Source organism: Variovorax sp. GW460-12-1-14-LB1, from assembly GCF_059423605.1.
Window position 1 is genome coordinate 22638 of record NZ_JBWKYF010000061.1, and the last position, 19197, is coordinate 41834.

Sequence of the window (19197 nt, forward strand, 5' to 3'; positions counted from 1 at the left end):
CCAAAAAGTCCCGGGTCAGCCGGAAATGAGCGGGTCCCCCGGGGCCGGACTCAGTTCAGTCCGAGCATCCCGCGCAGCTTCGACAGGTCTTCGGCCAGCGTATTCACCCGCCCGGCCAGCATCTTGCGGTCGCGCTCGGTGAGCTTCGAATAGGTCTCGAAGCCGCCGTCGGCCGTGCGGTACTTGGCCAGCGTGTCGAACACCACCTTGAAGTTGGCGTCGGCCTTCTCGGCAAACGGCTTGTCCTGCTTCACGACCAGCGGGCGCAGCAGCTCGACGATCTTGTAGGCGCCCTCGAAGTTCGACTGGAAGTCCCACAGGTCGGTGTGGCTGTAGCGGTTTTCCTCGCCGGAGATCTTGGTAGCGGCCACCTCTTCCATCAGCACGGCGGCGCCGCCCACGACCTTCTCGGGCGGGAAGGTCAGCGCGCCCAGGCGCTTTTGCAGCTCGAGCACGTCGGCCAGCAGCTTGTCGGCCACGGGGTTCAGGTCCTTGGTGCTCTTGAGCGTCCACAGGCTGTACTCGATGCGGTGGAAGCCGATGAAGGCCGGGTCTTTCTCGGCCTTCTCGTGGTCGTCCGCGCGCGAGTCGATCGACTGGTCGAGGTCGGTGAACAGCTCGGCCACGGGCTCCACGCGCTCGTAGCTGGTGCGCGTGGGCGCGTAGAGCTTCTTGGCCTTCTCGATGTCGCCGGCCTTCACGGCGGCGGTGAACACGCGCACGTCGGCGGCCAGCTTGCGCACGTTCTGCGTCACGTAGATCTTGTAGTCCGAGATCGGACCGACCAGCTCGAGTGGCGACACGGCGGCCTGCGCGCCGACGGCGTAGAGCCCGGCAAAGCCTGCGACGAAAGCGGCGAGGAAGCGGCGGCGGAACTGCACGGTCATGGATCTCCTTGGATGCGGTGCGGTGGTGATGAAAGAAAAAGGGAGCGATCAGGCGGCCAGCAGGCTGCGCCCGAGCCAGTCGTCGGCGCCCTGCACGCCCGGCAGCGTGAAGAAGAAGCCGCCGCCGATGGGCTTGATGTATTCCTCGAGCGGCTCGCCGTCGAGGCGGGTCTGCACGGCGACAAAGCCCTTCTCGAGGTCGGCCTGGTAGCAGATGAACAGCAGGCCCATCTCGAGCTGGCCCGACTTGGTGACGCCGTTCGAATAGTTGAAGGGCCGGCGCAGCATCAGGTTGGCGTCCGAGGCCTTGGTGCGCGGGTTCGCGAGGCGGATGTGCGCGTCCATCGGCGTCGCCTTGCCTTCGGGGTCCTTGGTGTAGTCGGGCACGTCGTGCTCGGTCTTGCCACCGTCCAGCGGCGCGCCGCTGGGCTTGAGGCGCCCCATGATGGCCTCCTGCTCCTGCAGCGGCGTGCGGTCCCAGCGCTCGACGAAGTTGCGGATGATGCGCACCGCCTGGTAGCTGCCGCCCACGGCCCAGGCGGGCTCATCGCCGTTCGGCTGCACCCAGACGTGCTTGTTCATGAGCGTGTCGTCGGCCGAGTCGGGGTTGGCCGAGCCGTCGCGAAAACCGAGGAAGTTGCGCGCGCTCTCCGCGGGCTGGCCCGCCACGGCCGGGATCGGCGGCACGGAGCCTTCCTGCTTCCAGTGCAGCACCAGCAGGTCGGGCGTGTTCTTGATGATGTCGCGCAGCGCGTGGATGTTGGTGTCGGGCGTGTTGGCGCAGAACTGGATCGACAGGTCGCCGTGGCACAGCGCGGCGTCGAGCGCGTCGTTCGGGTGGCGCTGCATCGGCTTCAGGCGCAGCGGCTTCTTCTTGTCGAGGCCGAAGCGCTCGTCGAACAGCGAGGCACCGACCGACACCGTCACGGTGAGCCCGTCGGGCTGCACCACCGGGCCGAGGATGCCGGAGCCCGCGGGCGGCAGCTTGGGGTCGGGGTCGGTTTGCGGGCCGCCTTGCGTGAGGAAGGCGATGCGCTCGGTGAGCGTGCGCATCAGCCGCTCCAGGTCGGCGCGGTTCTCGGCCAGCACGTAGAACGAGGCGATCATGCCGGCCGTCGGGCGCGGCGTGACCACGCCCGCCTGGTGCTTGCCGCGGAAGGGCACGCGGTCTTGCGTGTGGGTGCTCTGCGGCGCGTCGGTGACCTGTACGCCAGTGTCGGGCGCGCCCGGAATGGCCGCGCCGGCGCGCGCGCTGGCGGCGAGCCCGGCAAAGGCCACGCCCGCGGCGCCGAGCATGCGGCGGCGGTGCGGCGAGGCAGGAGCGGTGTCGTTCTTCTTCGTCGGTTCCATGGGGTCGTCGTTCTCTCTCAACTCATTCCAGACCGAGCGCGGCGTTCACCTTGCCCAGTTCCTCGGCCAGCGCACGCACCGGCACGGCCAGCGCCTGGCGCTGCGCGTCCTCCAGCGGCGCGGGCTGGAAGCCTTCGCCGGCGCGGTACGGCGCCAATGCGGCGTCGAAGGCGGCAAAGCGCTCGTCCACGGCCTTCTGCTGCGCGGGCGCGGCCTTCACGAGCAGCGGCTGCAGCAGGTCGGCGATCTTCTTGGTGCCTTCGTAGCTGCCCTGCAGGTTCACCAGTTCGGCATGGCCGTAGTGGTCTTCGCCGCCGGCCGGCAGGTTGTCGGCCACGCGGCGCAGCAGCTTCGAGGCGGCGCTCGCGAGCCGTTCGGGCGGCACGCTCAGTGCGCGCAGGCGCGTCTGCAGCGTCTCGACGTCGGCCAGCAGCTGGTCGAGGACCGGGGCCAGCGCCTTCGCGTCGCCCTGGCCGTACAGCGCGTACTCGATGCGGTGGAAGCCGCTGAAGCCTGGGTCGGCCTCGCGCTTCTCGAAGTAGTCGGCGCGGGCGTTGATGCGCGCGTCGAGGTCGGCGAACAGCTCGGCCATCGGCTCGATGCGCTTGTAGGCCTGGTGGGCCGGCGCGTAGAGCGCGCGCGCCTGCGCCAGGTCGCCGGCCTTGACGGCATCGGCCAGCGCGCGCGCTGCGTCGTCGAGCGTGGCGGCCTCCAGCCGCAGGAACACCTGGTACTCGGCCAGCGCGCCCACGTAGTTGACGAGCGAGGGCCGCGCCTCCTCGGCCAGCGAGGCCGCCGACGGCGTGACGTGCAGCTTGCCGCGCGGGTTGCTCAGCAGGCCGCAGGTGATGGCGAAATCGCCCGGCGAGAGCTTGACCGTCATGGTCTGCGAGAAACCGGGCGCGATGTTCTCGCGCTCTTCGACCACCATCACGCCGTCGAGAATTTCCCACTCGAGCGCGCGGTTCGACTGGTTGACGATGGTGAAGGTCGTGCGCCCCGCGGGCACGGTGATCTCGTTCGGGTCGCAGGCGTTGCCGCGGATCGTGACGGTGACGGCATGGTCGACCGCCTTGGGCGGCGCCTTGCGCGCCTGGTTCGAGGCGTACCAGAAGGCCGCGAGGCCGGCGACGACCAGCAGCGCCGAGGCGCCCACGGCGACGCGCATGAGCGTCGATGACGAAGAAGGAGAGGAAGAAGACATCGGGAAAAAAGATCAGCCGGCAGCGGCCGTGCGCGGCGCCGCAGCAACCGCCGGGCGCAGGAAGAAGAACAGGGCCACGGCCAGGAAGGTCAGGTAGACGATCACCTCGCCCACCACGGGCGCGGCCTGGTAGCCCAGCAGGCCCGACAGCACGGCGCCCACGGGGCTGTCCATCGGCAGGGTTTCGCTCATGTCGAACACCACGGTCTGCAGCTGGTTCCACACGCCGGCCTCGTGCAGCTTGCGCAGCACGCCCGCCAGCAGCCCGGCCGCGACCAGCAGGATGAACAGGCCCGTGAAGCGGAAGAAGCGGCGCAGGTCGAGCCGCACGCCGCCCGAGTAGATGCCCCAGCCGACCACCACCGACACGGCAATGCCCGCGAGCGCGCCCACGGGCGCTTCCCAGCCGGTGCTCTGCTGGAACACGGCCAGCAGGAAGAAGACCGACTCCAGCCCCTCGCGCGCGACCGCCAGGAACACCATGCCGATGAGCGCCCAGCCCTGCCCGTCGGCATGCTGCGCCAGCGCCTTGTCGATCGACGCGTGCAGCTCGCCCTTGATGGAGCGGGCGGCCTTGCGCATCCAGAACACCATCGTGGTCAACATGACCACGGCGATGAGCCCGACCACGCCCTCGAACAGCTCCTGCTGCTTCTGCGGAAACTCCGCCGCCAGCAGTTGCAGGCCGGCGCCGGCAAAGAGCGACAGCGCGGTGGCCAGCAGCACGCCGACCCACACCGCGGGCATCAGCACGCCGCGACCGCTTTGTTTCAGGTAACTGGCAACGATGCCGACGATCAGCGCGGCCTCGATGCCTTCGCGCAGCATGATGAGAAAGGGAATGAGCATCTCGGAACAGAAGAACGTTCTTTGAAAATGCCCCGATGTGGTGCATTTCTCAAGGAACGGCCCGAGGATACCCCATCAAATAAGATTTATTCTCAATTAGGGGTATTCGACCCCGCCCCGCTCACAAGGGCAGTTCGACGATGTGCGCGCTGACGGTGTCGCCGTCGACGATCAGTTCGGCCACGGCGATAGGCAGCTTGAATCGGCGCGGGCCGGCGCTGCCCGGATTGACGTAGAGCACGCCGCCGCGCTCCTCGACCTTGGGTTGGTGCGAATGGCCGGAGATGACGACACGCACGCCGGCACCGGCGGGGTCGATGTCGATCTGGGAAAGGTCGTGGATCGCGTAGACATGCACGTCGCCGACCTTCAGGAATGCCGTCTCTGGAATGGCCCCGGCCCAGGCCTCGCGGTCGTTGTTGCCGCGTACCACCGTCAGCGGCGCGATCGCGGCCAGCGCGTCGAGGATGCCGGCGTCGCCGATGTCCCCGCCGTGCACGATGAAGTCGCTGCCCCGCAAGGCCGCCACGGCCTGCGGGCGCAGCAGGCCGTGGGTGTCGGAGATGAGCCCGACGCGGATCAAGCCCGACCCGTCAGGCCGCCAGCAGCTGCCGCAGCACGAACGGCAGGATGCCGCCGTGCTTGTAGTAGTCGACCTCGATCGGCGTGTCGATGCGCAGGCGCACCGTCACCTCCTGGTGCGTGCCGTCGGCGCGGTGCACGACCAGCTTCACGTCCATCTGCGGCTTGAGTTCGCCGCCGATCACGACGTCGATCTTTTCCTCGCCCGTGAGGCCCAGCGTCTGCCACGAATCGGCGCCGCGGAACTGCAGCGGCAGCACGCCCATGCCGACCAGGTTGGCGCGGTGGATGCGCTCGAAGCTGCGCGCCACCACGGCCTTGATGCCCAGCAACTGCGTGCCCTTGGCGGCCCAGTCGCGCGACGAGCCGGTGCCGTACTCCTCGCCGCCGAACACGATGGTGGGCGTGCCCGCTGCCATGTACTTCATGGCGGCGTCGTAGATGAACATCTTTTCGCCGCCCGGCTGGAACAGCGTGACGCCGCCCTCTTCCTGCGTGCCGTTGGCGTCCGGCGGAATCATCAGGTTCTTGATGCGCACGTTGGCGAAGGTGCCGCGCACCATCACGTCGTGGTTGCCGCGGCGCGAGCCGTAGCTGTTGAAGTCGGCCTTGGGCACGCCGTGCGCCTTGAGCCAGATGCCCGCGGGCGAGCTTTCCTTGATGGAGCCGGCCGGCGAGATGTGGTCGGTGGTGATCGAGTCGCCGAACAGCGCCATGACGCGCGCGCCCTGGATGCCCGCGTCCGACGCGTGCGGCTGCATCTGGAAGCCCTCGAAGAACGGCGGCTCGGCGATGTAGGTCGAGGTGGGCCAGTCGTAGACCTGGCCGGTCGTGCCCTTGATGCTCGTCCAGAACTTGCCCGGATCGCTCTTGACCTTCTCGTAGTTCGCGCGGAACGACTTGGCGTTCATCGCGAAGCGCAGGTTGTCGTCGATCTCCTTCGGCGTGGGCCAGATGTCGCCCAGGTACACGTCCTTGCCGCCCTTGCCCTTGCCCACGGGCTGGGTCATGAGGTCGGTCATCACGTTGCCCGCGATGGCGAAGGCCACCACCAGCGGCGGCGAGGCCAGGAAGTTGGCCTTCAGGTTCGGGTGGATGCGCGCCTCGAAGTTGCGGTTACCCGAGAGCACGGCCGCGCCGATGAGGTCGTTCTTCGTGATGGCTTCGTTGATCTCGGGCGTGAGGTCGCCGGCATTGCCGATGCAGGTGGTGCAGCCGTAGCCCGCGAGATAGAAGCCCAGCTTCTCCAGGTACGGCAGCAGGCCCGCCTTCTCCAGGTATTCGGTGACGATGCGCGAGCCCGGGGCCAGCGAGGTCTTGATGTGCGGCTGCACCTTCAGGCCCGCTTCCACCGCCTTCTTGGCCAGGATGCCGGCCGCGAGCATCACGCTCGGGTTGGAGGTGTTGGTGCACGAGGTGATGGCCGCAATGAGCACGTCGCCGTTGCCGATCGTGATCTGGCCCTTGGGCGCGGGCGGTGCCGTGGCGCTGGTGTGGGCCGCGGCCTTGGTCGAGCGGTTGGCCACCATCTCGATGACCGGGCGCGGCGAGCCGGGCGGCGGCGGGGGCACTTCGGTGTCGCCGCTCTGGCCGTCGCGCGTCAGCGCGTAGCGCTGCTTGAGCTTGTCGGCCGGCTGGTTGAAGCCGTTGGCGTCGTTGGGCTTGCTGTACAGCTCGGCGAACTTGGTCGACAGGTGGCCCAGGTCGATGCGGTCCTGCGGGCGCTTGGGGCCGGCCAGGCTGGGCGAGACGGTGCCCAGGTCGAGCTTGACGACCTTGGTGTAGTCGATGTCGCCCGGGGCGGGCATGCCGAACAGGCCCTGCGCCTTGTAGTAGGCGGCGAAGCGCTCCACTTCCTCCTTGGTGCGGCCGGTGCCTTCGAAGTAGGCCACGGTCATCTCGTCGACCGGGAAGAAGCCCATGGTGGCGCCGTACTCGGGCGCCATGTTGCCGATGGTGGCGCGGTCGGGCACGGCGATGGACGCGGCACCGGGGCCGAAGAACTCGACGAACTTGCCCACCACCTTTTCGGCGCGCAGGATCGAGGTGACGTACAGCACCAGGTCGGTGGCCGTGACGCCTTCGCGCAGCTTGCCGGTGAGCTCGAAGCCCACCACGTCGGGCGTGAGCATGTAGACCGGCTGGCCCAGCATGGCGGCCTCGGCCTCGATGCCGCCCACGCCCCAGCCGACCACGCCGATGCCGTTGATCATGGTGGTGTGGCTGTCGGTGCCCACCAGCGAGTCGGGGTAGTACACCGGCGTGTCGCTCTTGTCGGCCGGGCTCTTGTAGACGCCGCGCGCAAAGTACTCGAGGTTGACCTGGTGCACGATGCCGAAGCCCGGCGGCACGACGCCGAAGGTGTCGAAGGCCTGCATGCCCCACTTCATGAACTGGTAGCGCTCGTTGTTGCGCTGGAACTCCAGCTTCATGTTCAGGTCGAGCGCCTTGGGCGTGCCGTAGTAGTCGACCATCACCGAGTGGTCGACCACCAGGTCGACGGGCACCAGCGGCTCGATGGTCTTGGGCGACTTGTTCAGCTTGGCGGCCACACTGCGCATGGCGGCCAGGTCGGCCAGGAGCGGCACGCCGGTGAAGTCCTGCAGCACCACGCGGGTGACGACAAAGGGAATTTCGTCGGTGCGCTCGGCGTTGGGCGCCCAGTGGGCCAGCTCCTCGACGTGCTTGGCCGACACCTTCTGGCCGTCGCAGTTGCGCAGCACCGACTCGAGCACGATGCGGATCGACACCGGCAGGCGCTCCACCGAGGGGTACTGCTTGGCCAGTTCCTTCAGCGACCAGTACTTGCCGGACTTGCCCGACGCGGTCTTGAAGGTCTTGAGGGTGGACGCAAACGCGTGCGCCGGGGCTTTGGCCATGAGAAGACTCCTGTGTGTTCGTGGAAGCCTCTCAAGGATAGCGAGGTTCAATGTCAGTGGCTGTAGTCGGTCTTCCTTGTCGGGCTCTCCCGGAACTATCGTTCTCATAGCGAAAACGCCCGCCGCACGGGGTGCGGCGGGCGTGGAGCGGACGGTCGTCGGGCGCGCAGAAGGTGTGAAGAAACCGTAGCGAGCGGGCCGAGGTCGCATCGAGGACCGGAGCCGTACACGCGTACGGTGAGGACCGCAGATGCGAGATCGGGACGCGCAGTAGGTTTATTCACACCTTCTCAGGCCATCGCCATGCCGGCGGCGTCCCGGGTGCGGCGCAGCCCGGTCCACTGCAGCTCGGCCAGCACGACCACGCACAGCGCCTGCGCCAGCACCCAGGCCGTGCCCAGCGCGGTGACCGCGAACACGCCGCTCACCAGCAGCGCCACGCAGGCCACGGCCCAGGCGAAGTTGCCGACGACCACGAGGCCGATCAGCGTGCGCGGCGGCGTGGCGCGGCTGGCCATGAAGGCGGCGGCGGCCGCATAGGCCAGCAGGAACACGCCGGTGCCCATGAGCAGCCAGGCGGGCAGGCCGGTCAGGGAGGCGAGGGCATCGGTGAACGCCACCTGCAGCGCGCCGGTCGCGGCGCACGAAGCGGCGTCGGCCCACATCACGTTCGACAGGAAGCGGGGGGAAGCGAAAACAGACATGTGGATCTCCTGGGTGGGTACGCTGCAGGCCAGTCCTGCTGCGTTGGGGTCGATGATTCCGCCGGGCGTGGATCGCGTCGATGACCTGGGAGGTCATGGCGCCGCGCCGCCGCCGCGCCAGAATGCGGCTCCATGAACACCCCCCGCACCCATTCGTCCAAGGCCGCCGCCGCCGGCCTTCCCGGCGCACGCGATCCGTTCGGCGCCCACCTGCGGCACTGGCGCACCCACCGCCGCCTGAGCCAGCTCGACCTGGCGCAGGAGGCCGAGGTCTCGACCCGCCACCTGAGCTACGTGGAAACCGGCCGCGCCGCGCCCAGCCGCGAGATGGTGCTGCGCCTGGCCGAGCGCCTGGACGTGCCGCTGCGCGAGCGCAACGCGCTGCTGGTGGCCGCCGGCTTCGCGCCCATGTACCGCCAGCGCTCGCTCGACGACCCGGCCATGGCCTCGGCGCGCCGCGCCATCGACCTTGTGCTGAAGGGCCACGAGCCCTTCCCCGCGCTGGCCGTGGACCGCCACTGGAACCTGGTGGCGCACAACGCGCTGGTGCCTCTGCTCATGGAAGGCTGCTCGGCCGAGCTGCTGAAGCCGCCGATCAACGTGCTGCGCCTGAGCCTGCACCCCGAGGGCGTGGCGCCGCGCATCGCGAACCTCGCGCAGTGGCGCACGCACCTGCTCGAGCGGCTGCAGCAGCAGATCGCCGCCACCGGCGACACCGTGCTGCAGGCGCTGCACGACGAGCTGGAGGGCTACCCGCCGCCCGCCGTGAGCCACGACGCGCCGCTGCTCGACACCGCGCTGTCGGCGGTGGCCGTGCCGTTCCAGGTGGTCATGCCCAGCGGCGTGCTGAGCTTCATCAGCACCATCACGATCTTCGGCACGCCGGTGGACGTCACGCTGCAGGAACTCGCGGTGGAGTCGTTCTTTCCGGCGGACGAGCAGACGGCAGCGGCGCTGACGGCACTGGCGGCGCAGCAGGCACGCTGAGGCCGGCGCTGCCGTCCGCGTTGCGCGCCGGCCCCTCGAAGTCGTCGACCTGGATCACCTTGTCGGCCGCCTGCAGGTAGGCCAGCGCCAGCGCGGGGTCGCTGGCCGATTGCGCCGCTTCGTCGAGCGAGCGCGTGCGGCGCAGCACCTTGTTGAGCGCGGCGGTCTCCTCGCCCAGCCGCGCACCGAGCGCCATCGCCTGCATCAGGTCGCGCAGGCCGCCCGGGCCGGGTTCCGACAGATCGGGCACGAGGCGAGCGACCACCTCCGGGCGCGTGCGCAGCAGCTCGGCCAGCGCCATCAGCTGCACGTCGCGCAGCGGCGCCAGGTGCGCGGTGCGGCGCAGCACCAGCGCGCCCAGCAGGCGCCGCCCCGGCGTCGGCAGGTTGGCGTAGAGGTCGCGCAGGATCTTGCCGGCCTCGTCCAGCTGCAACCGGATCGCGGCCTGCGCAAAGGGCAGCAGTTCGGGCGCCGCATCGACGCGGTAGCGCCACACGCAGGCGCTCGCCAGGTACAGGTGGGCCAGCACGTCGCCCAGCCGCGCCGACAGCAGCTCCATGCGCTTGAGCTTGCCGCCGAGCAGCCCCATGGCCAGGTCGGCGGTGAGCGCGTACTTGGCGCTCATGCGCGCGATGAGCCGCGCTTCGGCCGCCAGCGCCTCGGGCGGATCGCCGAGCACCGGCGCGCCGAACAGGCTGTGCCACAGGTTGCGCGCCACATGCCTGCCGTGCGCGATGAGCGCCTGGCCCAGCGCCGTTTCGTCTTTCGCCTGCACCGCCGCCATTTCGTCGAGCACGTGCGGGTGGCAGCGCACCGCGCCCTGTCCGAACACGATGAGCGCGCGCGTGAGGATGTTCGCGCCCTCCACCGTGATCGCGATCGGCGCCTGCCGGTAGGCCACGCCGAGCAGGTTCGACGGGCCCGAGATGATCCCCTTGCCGCCGAGGATGTCCATGCCCCGGTTCACCGCGCGCCGGCCGGCCTCGGTGAGCTGCACCTTGAGGATCGCGCTGGCCACGCTGGGCCGCTCGCCCTTGTCGAGCGCGGCCGCCGTGAAGCGCCGCGCGGCATCGGTCGCATACAGCTGCGCCGACATCTGCGCGACCAGCCCCGCCACCGCATGGAACTTGCCCACCGGCAGGCCGAACTGCTCGCGGATCTGGCCGTAGGCGTTGCTCACGTACAGCGCGGTCTGCTGCATGGCCGAGCCCAGCGCGGGCAGCGAGATGGCGCGGCCCGCAGCCAGGCATTCCATCAGCATGCGCCAGCCCTGCCCCACCTGTGCCTCGCCGCCGATGACCCAGTCCATCGGCACGAACACCTGCCGGCCGCGGATCGGGCCGTTCATGAAGGCGCTGTCCATCGGGCGGTGGCGCCGGCCAATCGCCATGCCCTCGTGCGGCACGGGAATCAGCGCGCAGGTGATGCCCAGCTCACGCTGGCCTTCGGGCCGGCTCTCGTCAACGGCATGGAACGCCAGGCCGACCACGGTGGCGACCGGCGCGAGCGTGATGTAGCGCTTGTCGAAATCGACCAGGAAGCCACGCGTGCGCCGGCCCTGGAACTCGCGCTCGACGAGCACGCCGCGGTCAGGAATGGCGGCGGCGTCGGAGCCCGCATAGGGTGAGGTCAGGCCGAAGCACGGCAGCTCGCGGCCATCGGCCAGGCGCGGCAGGTAATGGTCTTTCTGCGCGTCGGTGCCGTAGCGCAGCAGCAACTCGGCCGGCCCGAGCGAGTTGGGCACCATCACCGTGACGGCCGTTGCCACGTTGACGCTCGCGATGCGCGCCACCACCGTCGCGTGCGCGTAGTGCCCGAAGCCCAGGCCACCGAAGGCCTCGGGAATGATCATTCCGAAGAAGCGCTTCTCGCGCAGGAAGCGCCACACCTCGGGCGGCAGGTCGTGCGCCTGGTCGATGGCGTGGTCGTCGAGCATGCGGCACAGCGCGGGCACCTCGTTCGCCAGGAAGGCTTCTTCGTGCGCGCTGAGCTGGTTGGGGCCGGCGGCCGTCAGCGCATCGAAATCGGGGCGTCCGGCAAAGAGCTGGCCTTCGAACCCGACCGTGCCGGCCTCGAGCGCGGCACGCTCGGTGTCGCCCAGCGGCGGCAGGGCCTTGGAGAAAGGCTGCATCGCCCATCGGCCGATCAGGGTCGCCAGTGGCATGGGGTCTCCTTGCGCCGCACCGGAGCGCGCGGCATGCGTCCATTCTTGGACGGCACCGGCCCGCACCGGGCCGGTCAAGGGCGTTCGCGCGTGTCGGAGACGGGCTCGCGCGGCCCGGGGGATCAGCGGCGCTTGGGCGCCTGCCCGGCCGGCGCGGCGGCCGGCACGGGTGCATTGGGATCGCGCCAGCCGTACTCGACGTAGCGGCGGATCACGAGGCAGCCCGGCGGCGAGTCGATCAGCGAGACCGACGAGGTGGGTTCCTTGTCGTCGGTGTAGACCGTGTAGATCGGCAGCAGCGGCGTGCGCTTGTAGTTCTTCAGTTCCTGCTCGGCCACGCTGGCGCAGGTGAAGGGCGCCACCGAGATGCGCTCGGCCGCCACGGTGCAGGCGCCGCTGTCGTCGGGGATGGCGGTGATCGACGCGGCCACGCCCGCGTTCGGGTACTGGATGCCGACCAGCGAGAACACCGGGCCGGCGTCGGGGCGCTTGCGGTCCCAGTCGAGCAGCACGTCGTGCGCGCGGCTGCCCTGCACAGTGAGCGTGGCCAGCCGCGTGATGGCGGGCAGGCAGCGCTGCACGCCCACGCTGGCAGCGGCGCGCGTGAGCGTGTCCTGCGGCGCCGCGGGCGGGGCTAGCACGCCCTGCGCGAGCGCGCTGCCGGCCATCGCGAGCGTGCAGGCTACAACGGTGGATCGGGCGAGGACGTTCATCGGTGTCGCCTTCACGCGTAGAGGCTCTCGATGGCCGCCGAGTAGAGGCGCACGTTCTCCTCGCCTTCCGGGTCGAGCTTCGCGATGAGAGCGCGTGCGCGCTCGCGGTAGGCCGGCAGGTTGGCGTCGTGCTCGGCGAACGCGCGCCGCAGCGCCTGTCCGCCCTCCTCGCAGTCGAAGCCGTGATAGCGGTAGCCGCAGTCGCCGATCAGGTGCGAGTTGTGGATGAGCGGCCAGCCGCCATACAGCGCCTCGTAGTAGAGGTAGTTCTGCGCGTTCTCCCAGTGGTGCGCAAAGACCGCGTCGATCGCGCCCGGCAGCACCTGGTACAGCGGAAAGCGCCCCTCGAAGGTCGCCAGGCCGTGCCGCACCAGATCGAGGCTCTGGGCGAAAGCGACGAAGTTCGGCTTGTCCTTCAGATGGAAGCTGTTGTAGACCCACATCTTCTCGATGAGGCGCGGCTGCGCGCGGTGCGCCGACTCGCAGCCCAGCATCGGGATGAAGCTGGTCTTCACCATGCAGATGTTGGGCTCGAAGATGGCCACGCGCCACTGCTTGCGCCCCGGCTCGTAGGCGAAGCGCTTGCCCTCAGCGCCGCGCGCCATCGCCTTCTCGACCACCATCGGGCTCCACAGGTGCGGCATGAGCTTGGTGGGCGCGCGGAAGGTGCTCGCGAAGTACGGCTTGCAGGAGGTTTCGTACTCGGGCAGCGTCCACACCTCGTCGTAGGGCGCGCCGCTGACCAGCATGCCGTGCGGCTTGTTGAAGGTCATGCGCTCGATGTCGATCACGTAGTCGTTGCCCACGCGCATCGAGACGATTTTTCCGCCGCGCTCGCGGAACGCCACCGACCAGTCGCGCCCCAGCTGCGCGCTCATCTCGATCATGAGGTCGAGCTCGTGCGCGGCGGTGGCCATGTCGATGATCGGCACCGGCGAGTCGGCCAGGAAATTGGTGGCGTCGGCCGGGCCGCCGTCGCCGCCGCCGGCCACCAGCACCGTGCGCTCGACGCAGGGCGAACGCAGCAGCAGCATCACGAGGAACAGGCAGTTCTGGTAGACGCCGTTCTCCCACAGGCTCTGCTCGCCCTTGCGGATGAAGATGGAGACGCCGACTTTCAGCCGGGTCGGTGAAGCGGCCGCGCGCGGGCCTGCGGTGGGATTCTGCACCTCGCTCATGCGGCCACCTTCGCGTTGCCGGCACGGAACGCCGGATCGCCGCCCACCAGGTTCAACAGCCGCTGCGCGTAGCCGTCGATGTTGGCGGGGTGCATCGGATCGATCGCGTCGAACACGCGCTGGCTGCGCGCGCGGTAGTCATCGAGTTGCGCGTCGTGGCCGCGCACGGCCGCGGCCAGCTGTTCGGCGCCGACGGCGATGTCGAAGTCGGGGTAGTAGTAGCCGGCATCGCGCAGCCACGGCGAGTTGTGCACCAGCGGATAGTTGCCGTACAGCGCGTCGAGGTAGCTGTAGTTCTGGTCGTTCTGCCACTGGTGCGACACCACCGCGTCGGCGTGCTGCACCATGAAGCCTGCGAAGTCATGCCGCCCGTGGAAGGTGGCCTTGTGCTGGCGCACGATGTCCAGCGAGTTCGCCAGGTAGAGCATCGTCGGATGGTCTTTCAGGTGCAGCGTGTTGAGCACGTGCATCGCCGCGACGTGCTCCGGGTTGGCGCGGTAGGCCCCGTCGCTGATCAGCATCGGGATGCTGCACGACTTCACGACCGAGATGTTGGGCTCGAAGATCGCCACCCGAAAGCCCGGTTGCTCCGCCGTGCGCGGCTGGTAGCCGAAGCGAAAGCCCTGCGCCTGCACCTCGTCCACGCGCTGCGCCAGGAACTGCGGCGACCACAGGTACGGCACCTCGTGCACCGGGCAGCGGTGCAGCGTGCGCATCATCGGCGCAAAGGCCGTGTCCTTGGGCAGCAGCCAGATCTCGTCGCAGCGGTCGGTGGCGCCGAAGTGCCCCTTGTCGGCAAAGACGATCGGCTCGGCCAGCGCCACGAAGGGCTGCCCCACGCCATGGAAGGCCACCCGCCCGCCGCAGGCGCGGAAGTACGACAGCCACTGCACGTCGAGCGCGCCGGCCATTTCGATGACCACGTCGAGCGCGTCGGTCAGCTCGCGGGCGCGGCCCAGCGTGAGCCCCATCGCCGACAGGTCGACCTGCGGCGGCATCGCCTGCTGGTCGCCCGCGTCGATGAGCGTGACGGACTCGACGAATTCGATGCGTTGCAGCAGCCGGGCCAGGAACAGGACGTTCTGTCCCATTCCGTTTTCCCAGATGTTCTGCCCCGCGTGGGAGAGGACTGAAATACCGATGCGCATGGCCGAAGTGTGTACCAAAAAAACAATGGCTCCCGCGCGCAGGGCGCGGGAGCCACCGGACCGGGGGCGTCGGCCTAACGGCCTTTTACTTCCACTTCCAGCCGATGCCCGCGTTGACGCCCCACTCCTTGCCGGTGGAGCTCAGGCCCGCGCCCCAGGAGATCTTGCCGTCGTCCGACAGGGCCTTGAAGGTCAGCGCCACCGCGCTGTAGCCCTTGTACGAACCCATGCCGATGCCGATCGTCTTCTCGCCCGGGTACAGCGTGGGCAGGTAGGTGCCCGACATCGCGAAGGCCATCGCCGAGCCCGAGTAGGCGATGCGCGCCACGTCGCCCACCTGCTTTTGCACCTGCTGCAGCTGGCCCAGGTTGACCGCGTCGCCCGGCAGCACGCCCGGCGCCACGTTGCTGATGCGCGTGGGACCCGAAGTCTCGGTGCCCAGCGTGATCTGGTTGTAGTTCACCGACCCGTCGGGGTTGGTGGCGTACTGCACGCTGCTGGCCTTCGCAGCCGCCGAGACCGCCTTCAGCTGCGCCACGTTGGTCGCGTCGCTGTCGGCCGAGCCGGCTGCCACGCCCGTGATCTGGCGGAACTGGTTGTTGGCCGCATCGCCCACCGACACCGCCGCCTGCGTGCTGGTCGTGGCCTTGATGGCCGCTTCCTGCTGCGCATTCGCGCTGCCCGGCACGTAGCCAGCCACGCCCGCCGCCCGCGAGGCCACCGAGTTCGCACCCAGTGCCACGCCGCCGGTCTGCTGGACCACCGCGCCGAAGCCGATGGCCGTGCCCTGCGCGATGTTCTGCGCCTTGCTCAGCGGCGTGCCGCCGGCGTCCGCACCGTCACCCAGGGCCACGCCGCCGCCGCCGGCACGGGAGTTCGCGCCGATCGCCTGCGAGCCCGTGGCCAGCGCCCCGGTGCCGATGGCGATCGCGTTGGTGCCCGTGGCCTGCGCCCCGAAGCCCACCGCCACAGCGCCGTCGGCCGTGGCCTTCGCGCCGTTGCCGGCCGCGAAGGAGTTGGCGCCGCTGGCTTCGGAACGCGGCCCGATCGCCACCGCTTCCGCACCGCTGGCCTTGGAGTCGGTGTTGGTCGAGTTGGCGTGGAAGTACTTGGTGCCCTTGTCGTTGATCGTGTTGACCGTCGTGCTCAGGCTGCTGATGCTGCTCGTGGCGGTACTCAGGCCGGTCGATGTCGAGGTCGACAGGCTGGAGAGCCCGCTGGCCGCGCCGCCCACGCTGGTGGACAGGCTGTCCAGGTTGCTGTTGGTGGTGCTCAGGCCGGTCGACAGGCTGTTGACGGTGCTGTTGGTCGTGCTCAAGCCGGTCGAGAGGCTGCTCACGTTGCTGTTCGTCGTGCTCAGGCCCGTCGACAGACTGCTGACGTTGCTGTTGGTCGTGCTCAGGCCGCTCGACAGGCTGCTGACGTTGCTGTTCGTCGTGCTCAGGCCGGTCGACAGGCTGTCGACGCTGCTGTTCACCGTGCTCAGACCCGTGGACACCGAGCTGGACAGGCTGTTCACGCTGCTCGTGACCGTGCTCAGGCCGGACGACGTGGAGGTCGAGAGGCTGTTCAGGTTGCTGTTCGTCGTGCTCAGGCCCGACGAGAGGCTGCCGACATTGCTGTTGGTCGTACTCAGGCCGGTGGACAGGCTGCTGATGCCGCTGTTGGCAGTGCTCAGGCCGGTCGACAGGCTGCCGATGCTGCTGTTGGCGGTGCTCAGGCCGGTCGACAGGCTGCCGATGCCGCTGTTGGCAGTGCTCAGGCCGGTCGAGGTCGAGGACGACAGGCTGCCCAGGTTGCTGTTCGTCGTGCTCAGGCCCGTCGACAGGCTGAAGATGCCGCTGTAGGCGGTGCTCAGGCCGGACGAGAACGAGGTGGACAGGCTGCTGACGTTGCTGTTGGTCGTGCTCAGGCCGGTCGACAGGCTGTCGATGCTGCTCGTCGCCGTGCTCAGGCCGGACGAGGTCGAGGTCGAGAGGCTGTCGACGTTGCTGTTCGTGGTGCTGAGGCCTGTCGAGAGGCTGTCGATGTTGCTCGTGGCGGTGCTCAGGCCCGAGGACGTGGAGGTCGAGAGGCTGCCGACGTTGCTGTTGGTGGTGCTCAGGCCTGTGGAGAGGCTGGAGATGCCGCTGGTGGCGGTGCTCAGGCCGGTCGAGAGGCTGCTCACATTGCTGTTCGTCGTGCTCAGGCCGGTGGACAGGCTCGAGATGCCACTGGTCGCCGTGCTCAGGCCGGTCGACAGACTGGAGATGCCGCTGGCGGCGGTGCTCAGGCCGGTCGACAGGCTGTCGATTCCGCTCGTGGCGGTGCTCAGACCCGAGGACGTGGAAGTCGAGAGGCTGCTGACGTTGCTGTTCGTCGTGCTCAAGCCAGTGGACAAGCTGGAGATGCCGCTGGTCGCCGTGCTCAAACCGGTCGAGAGGCTGTCGATGTTGCTCGTGGCGGTGCTCAAGCCAGACGACGTCGAGGTCGACAGGCTGCTCACGTTGCTGTTCGTCGTGCTCAAGCCGGTGGACAGGCTGGAAATGCCACTGGTGGAGGTGCTCAGACCGGTCGAGAGGCTGTCGATGCCGCTCGTCGCCGTGCTCAGGCCTGACGAGGTCGAGGTCGAGAGGCTGCTCACGTTGCTGTTCGTGGTGCTCAGGCCCGTGGACAGGCTGGAGATACCGCTCGTAGCCGTGCTGAGACCCGACGACGTCGACGTCGACAAGCTGCTGACATTGCTATTGGCGGTGCTCAGGCCCGTAGACAAGCTCGAGATGCCGCTAGTGGCTGTGCTCAGGCCGGTCGAAAGGCTGCTCACGTTGCTGTTCGTGGTGCTCAGACCAGTCGACAGACTGGAGATGCCGCTGGTTGCGGTACTCAGACCCGTCGACAAGCTGTCGATGCCGCTGGTAGCGGTGCTGAGGCCGGACGACGTGGAAGTCGACAGGCTGCTGACATTGCTGTTCGTCGTGCTCAAGCCGGTGGACAGGCTGTCGATGCTGCTGGTCGCAGTGCTCAAGCCAGACGACGTCGAAGTCGACAGGCTGCTCACGTTGCTGTTCGTCGTGCTCAAGCCGGTGGACAGGCTGGAGATACCGCTGGTTGCGGTACTCAGACCCGTCGACAAGCTGTCGATGCCGCTGGTAGCGGTGCTGAGGCCGGACGACGTGGAAGTCGACAAGCTGCTCACGTTGCTGTTCGTCGTGCTCAAGCCGGTGGACAGGCTAGAGATGCCACTGGTGGCAGTGCTCAGGCCGGTCGACAGGCTGTCGATTCCGCTCGTAGCGGTGCTCAGGCCACTCGACGTGGAAGTCGACAGGCTGCTGACGTTGCTGTTGGTCGTGCTCAGTCCAGTGGACAGGCTGGAGATGCCACTGGTCGCCGTGCTCAAACCAGTCGAGAGGCTGTCGATGCCGCTCGTGGCGGTGCTCAGGCCCGTCGACAGGCTGGAGATGCCGCTCGACGTCGAAGTCGACAAGCTACCCACGGTGCTGTTCGTGGTGCTCAGGCCCGTGGACAGGCTGGAGATGCCACTGGTCGCCGTGCTCAGACCAGTCGAGAGGCTGTCGATTCCGCTCGTCGCGGTGCTCAGACCGGACGACGTAGACGTCGACAAACTGCTCACGTTGCTGTTGGTCGTGCTCAAGCCAGTGGACAAGCTGGAGATGCCGCTGGTGGCGGTGCTCAGGCCGGTCGACAGGCTGGAGATGCCGCTCGACGTCGAAGTCGACAGGCTACCGACGTTGCTGTTCGTGGTGCTCAGGCCCGTGGACAAGCTGGAGATACCGCTGGTGGCGGTACTCAGCCCCGTCGACAAGCTGTCGATGCCGCTGGTAGCGGTGCTGAGACCGGACGACGTCGACGTCGACAGGCTGCTGACATTGCTGTTCGTCGTGCTCAAGCCGGTGGACAGACTCGAGATGCCACTGGTCGCCGTGCTCAAGCCGGTCGAGAGACTGTCGATGCCGCTCGTCGCTGTGCTCAGACCCGACGATGTCGAAGTCGACAGGCTACTCACGTTGCTGTTGGTGGTGCTCAATCCCGTTGACAGACTCGAGATACCGCTGGTTGCGGTGCTCAGGCCCGTCGACAGGCTGTCGATGCCGCTCGCGGCCGTACTCAGGCCGCTCGACGTGGAGGTCGAGAGGCTGCTGACGTTGCTGTTCGTCGTGCTCAGGCCCGTGGACAGGCTCGAGATACCGCTGGTCGCCGTGCTCAAGCCCGACGACGTCGAAGTCGAGAGGCTGTCCAGGTTGCTGTTCGTAGTGCTCAGGCCCGTGGACAGGCTGGAGATGCCACTGGTCGCCGAGCTCAAGCCGGTCGAGAGGCTGTCGATGCCGCTCGTGGCCGTGCTCAGTCCCGACGACGTTGAAGTCGACAGGCTGCTGACGTTGCTATTCGTCGTGCTCAAGCCGGTGGACAGGCTGGAGATGCCGCTGGTTGCCGAGCTCAATCCCGTGGAGAGGCTGGAGATACCACTGGTTGCGGTGCTCAGACCCGTCGACAAGCTGTCGATGCCGCTGGTAGCGGTGCTGAGGCCGGACGACGTGGAAGTCGACAGGCTGCT

General features: G+C 68.4%; 13 protein-coding genes and 1 pseudogene. 2 read left to right on the forward strand and 12 right to left on the reverse strand.

Annotated elements, in window-relative coordinates; all coding sequences use genetic code 11:
* Positions 1-50 precede the first annotated feature (50 nt).
* From efeO (AC07Y4_RS24880) to AC07Y4_RS24910, 7 genes are all read right to left on the reverse strand, one after another.
* Positions 51-887: an iron uptake system protein EfeO gene (gene efeO / locus AC07Y4_RS24880; RefSeq protein WP_082818180.1), complete on the reverse strand. Its 837-nt coding sequence runs from the start codon at positions 885-887 to the stop codon at positions 51-53.
* 48 nt (positions 888-935) lie between these two features.
* On the reverse strand, positions 936-2237 hold the full coding sequence (gene efeB / locus AC07Y4_RS24885) for an iron uptake transporter deferrochelatase/peroxidase subunit (RefSeq protein ID WP_492744675.1): 1302 nt from the start codon (positions 2235-2237) through the stop codon (positions 936-938).
* Positions 2238-2259: 22 nt separating this feature from the next.
* Positions 2260-3441 (reverse strand): iron uptake system protein EfeO, encoded by a 1182-nt coding sequence (gene efeO, locus AC07Y4_RS24890; RefSeq protein WP_495275240.1) that lies wholly within the window; start codon positions 3439-3441, stop codon positions 2260-2262.
* A gap of 12 nt (positions 3442-3453) precedes the next feature.
* The gene (gene efeU, locus AC07Y4_RS24895; RefSeq protein WP_495275241.1) at positions 3454-4290 is read right to left on the reverse strand and encodes an iron uptake transporter permease EfeU; all 837 of its coding nucleotides are present in this window, start codon (positions 4288-4290) and stop codon (positions 3454-3456) included.
* Positions 4291-4411: 121 nt separating this feature from the next.
* Complete coding sequence (locus AC07Y4_RS24900; RefSeq protein WP_495275242.1) at positions 4412-4873, reverse strand: metallophosphoesterase family protein; 462 nt, start codon at positions 4871-4873, stop codon at positions 4412-4414.
* 10 nt (positions 4874-4883) lie between these two features.
* Positions 4884-7751: an aconitate hydratase gene (locus AC07Y4_RS24905; RefSeq protein ID WP_495275243.1), complete on the reverse strand. Its 2868-nt coding sequence runs from the start codon at positions 7749-7751 to the stop codon at positions 4884-4886.
* Between the two features lie 290 nt (positions 7752-8041).
* On the reverse strand, positions 8042-8455 hold the full coding sequence (locus AC07Y4_RS24910; RefSeq protein ID WP_495275244.1) for a hypothetical protein: 414 nt from the start codon (positions 8453-8455) through the stop codon (positions 8042-8044).
* 132 nt (positions 8456-8587) lie between these two features.
* On the opposite strand from AC07Y4_RS24910, the gene AC07Y4_RS24915 reads away from it, so the two are divergent.
* Entirely contained in the window at positions 8588-9442 is an 855-nt protein-coding gene (locus AC07Y4_RS24915) for a helix-turn-helix domain-containing protein (protein ID WP_062477152.1), read from the forward strand.
* Here AC07Y4_RS24915 and AC07Y4_RS24920 read toward each other — a convergent pair.
* From AC07Y4_RS24920 to AC07Y4_RS24940, 5 genes and pseudogenes are all read right to left on the reverse strand, one after another.
* Positions 9348-11606, reverse strand: a complete 2259-nt coding sequence (locus tag AC07Y4_RS24920) for an acyl-CoA dehydrogenase (RefSeq protein WP_495275245.1) — start codon at positions 11604-11606, stop codon at positions 9348-9350. The two genes, AC07Y4_RS24915 and AC07Y4_RS24920, sit on opposite strands and share 95 nt — an antisense overlap.
* Before the next feature lie 122 nt (positions 11607-11728).
* Positions 11729-12319 carry a hypothetical protein gene (locus AC07Y4_RS24925; RefSeq protein ID WP_492697135.1) on the reverse strand — a complete coding sequence of 197 codons (591 nt, stop codon included), beginning with the start codon at positions 12317-12319 and terminating at the stop codon, positions 11729-11731.
* 11 nt (positions 12320-12330) lie between these two features.
* Positions 12331-13497, reverse strand: coding sequence for a DUF2827 domain-containing protein (locus AC07Y4_RS24930; RefSeq protein WP_495275246.1), 1167 nt, complete (start codon positions 13495-13497; stop codon positions 12331-12333).
* A complete protein-coding gene (locus tag AC07Y4_RS24935) occupies positions 13494-14645 on the reverse strand; it encodes a DUF2827 domain-containing protein (protein ID WP_495275247.1) in 1152 nt (383 codons plus the stop codon). Before AC07Y4_RS24935 ends, AC07Y4_RS24930 begins: the two co-directional genes overlap by 4 nt.
* Before the next feature lie 85 nt (positions 14646-14730).
* A pseudogene (locus AC07Y4_RS24940) lies at positions 14731-18495 on the reverse strand (beta strand repeat-containing protein); the annotation flags it as partial.
* On the opposite strand from AC07Y4_RS24940, the gene AC07Y4_RS24945 reads away from it, so the two are divergent.
* On the forward strand, positions 18455-19197 hold a 743-nt coding region (locus AC07Y4_RS24945; RefSeq protein WP_495275248.1), incomplete at its 3' end, for a hypothetical protein. The pseudogene AC07Y4_RS24940 and the gene AC07Y4_RS24945 overlap by 41 nt on opposite strands.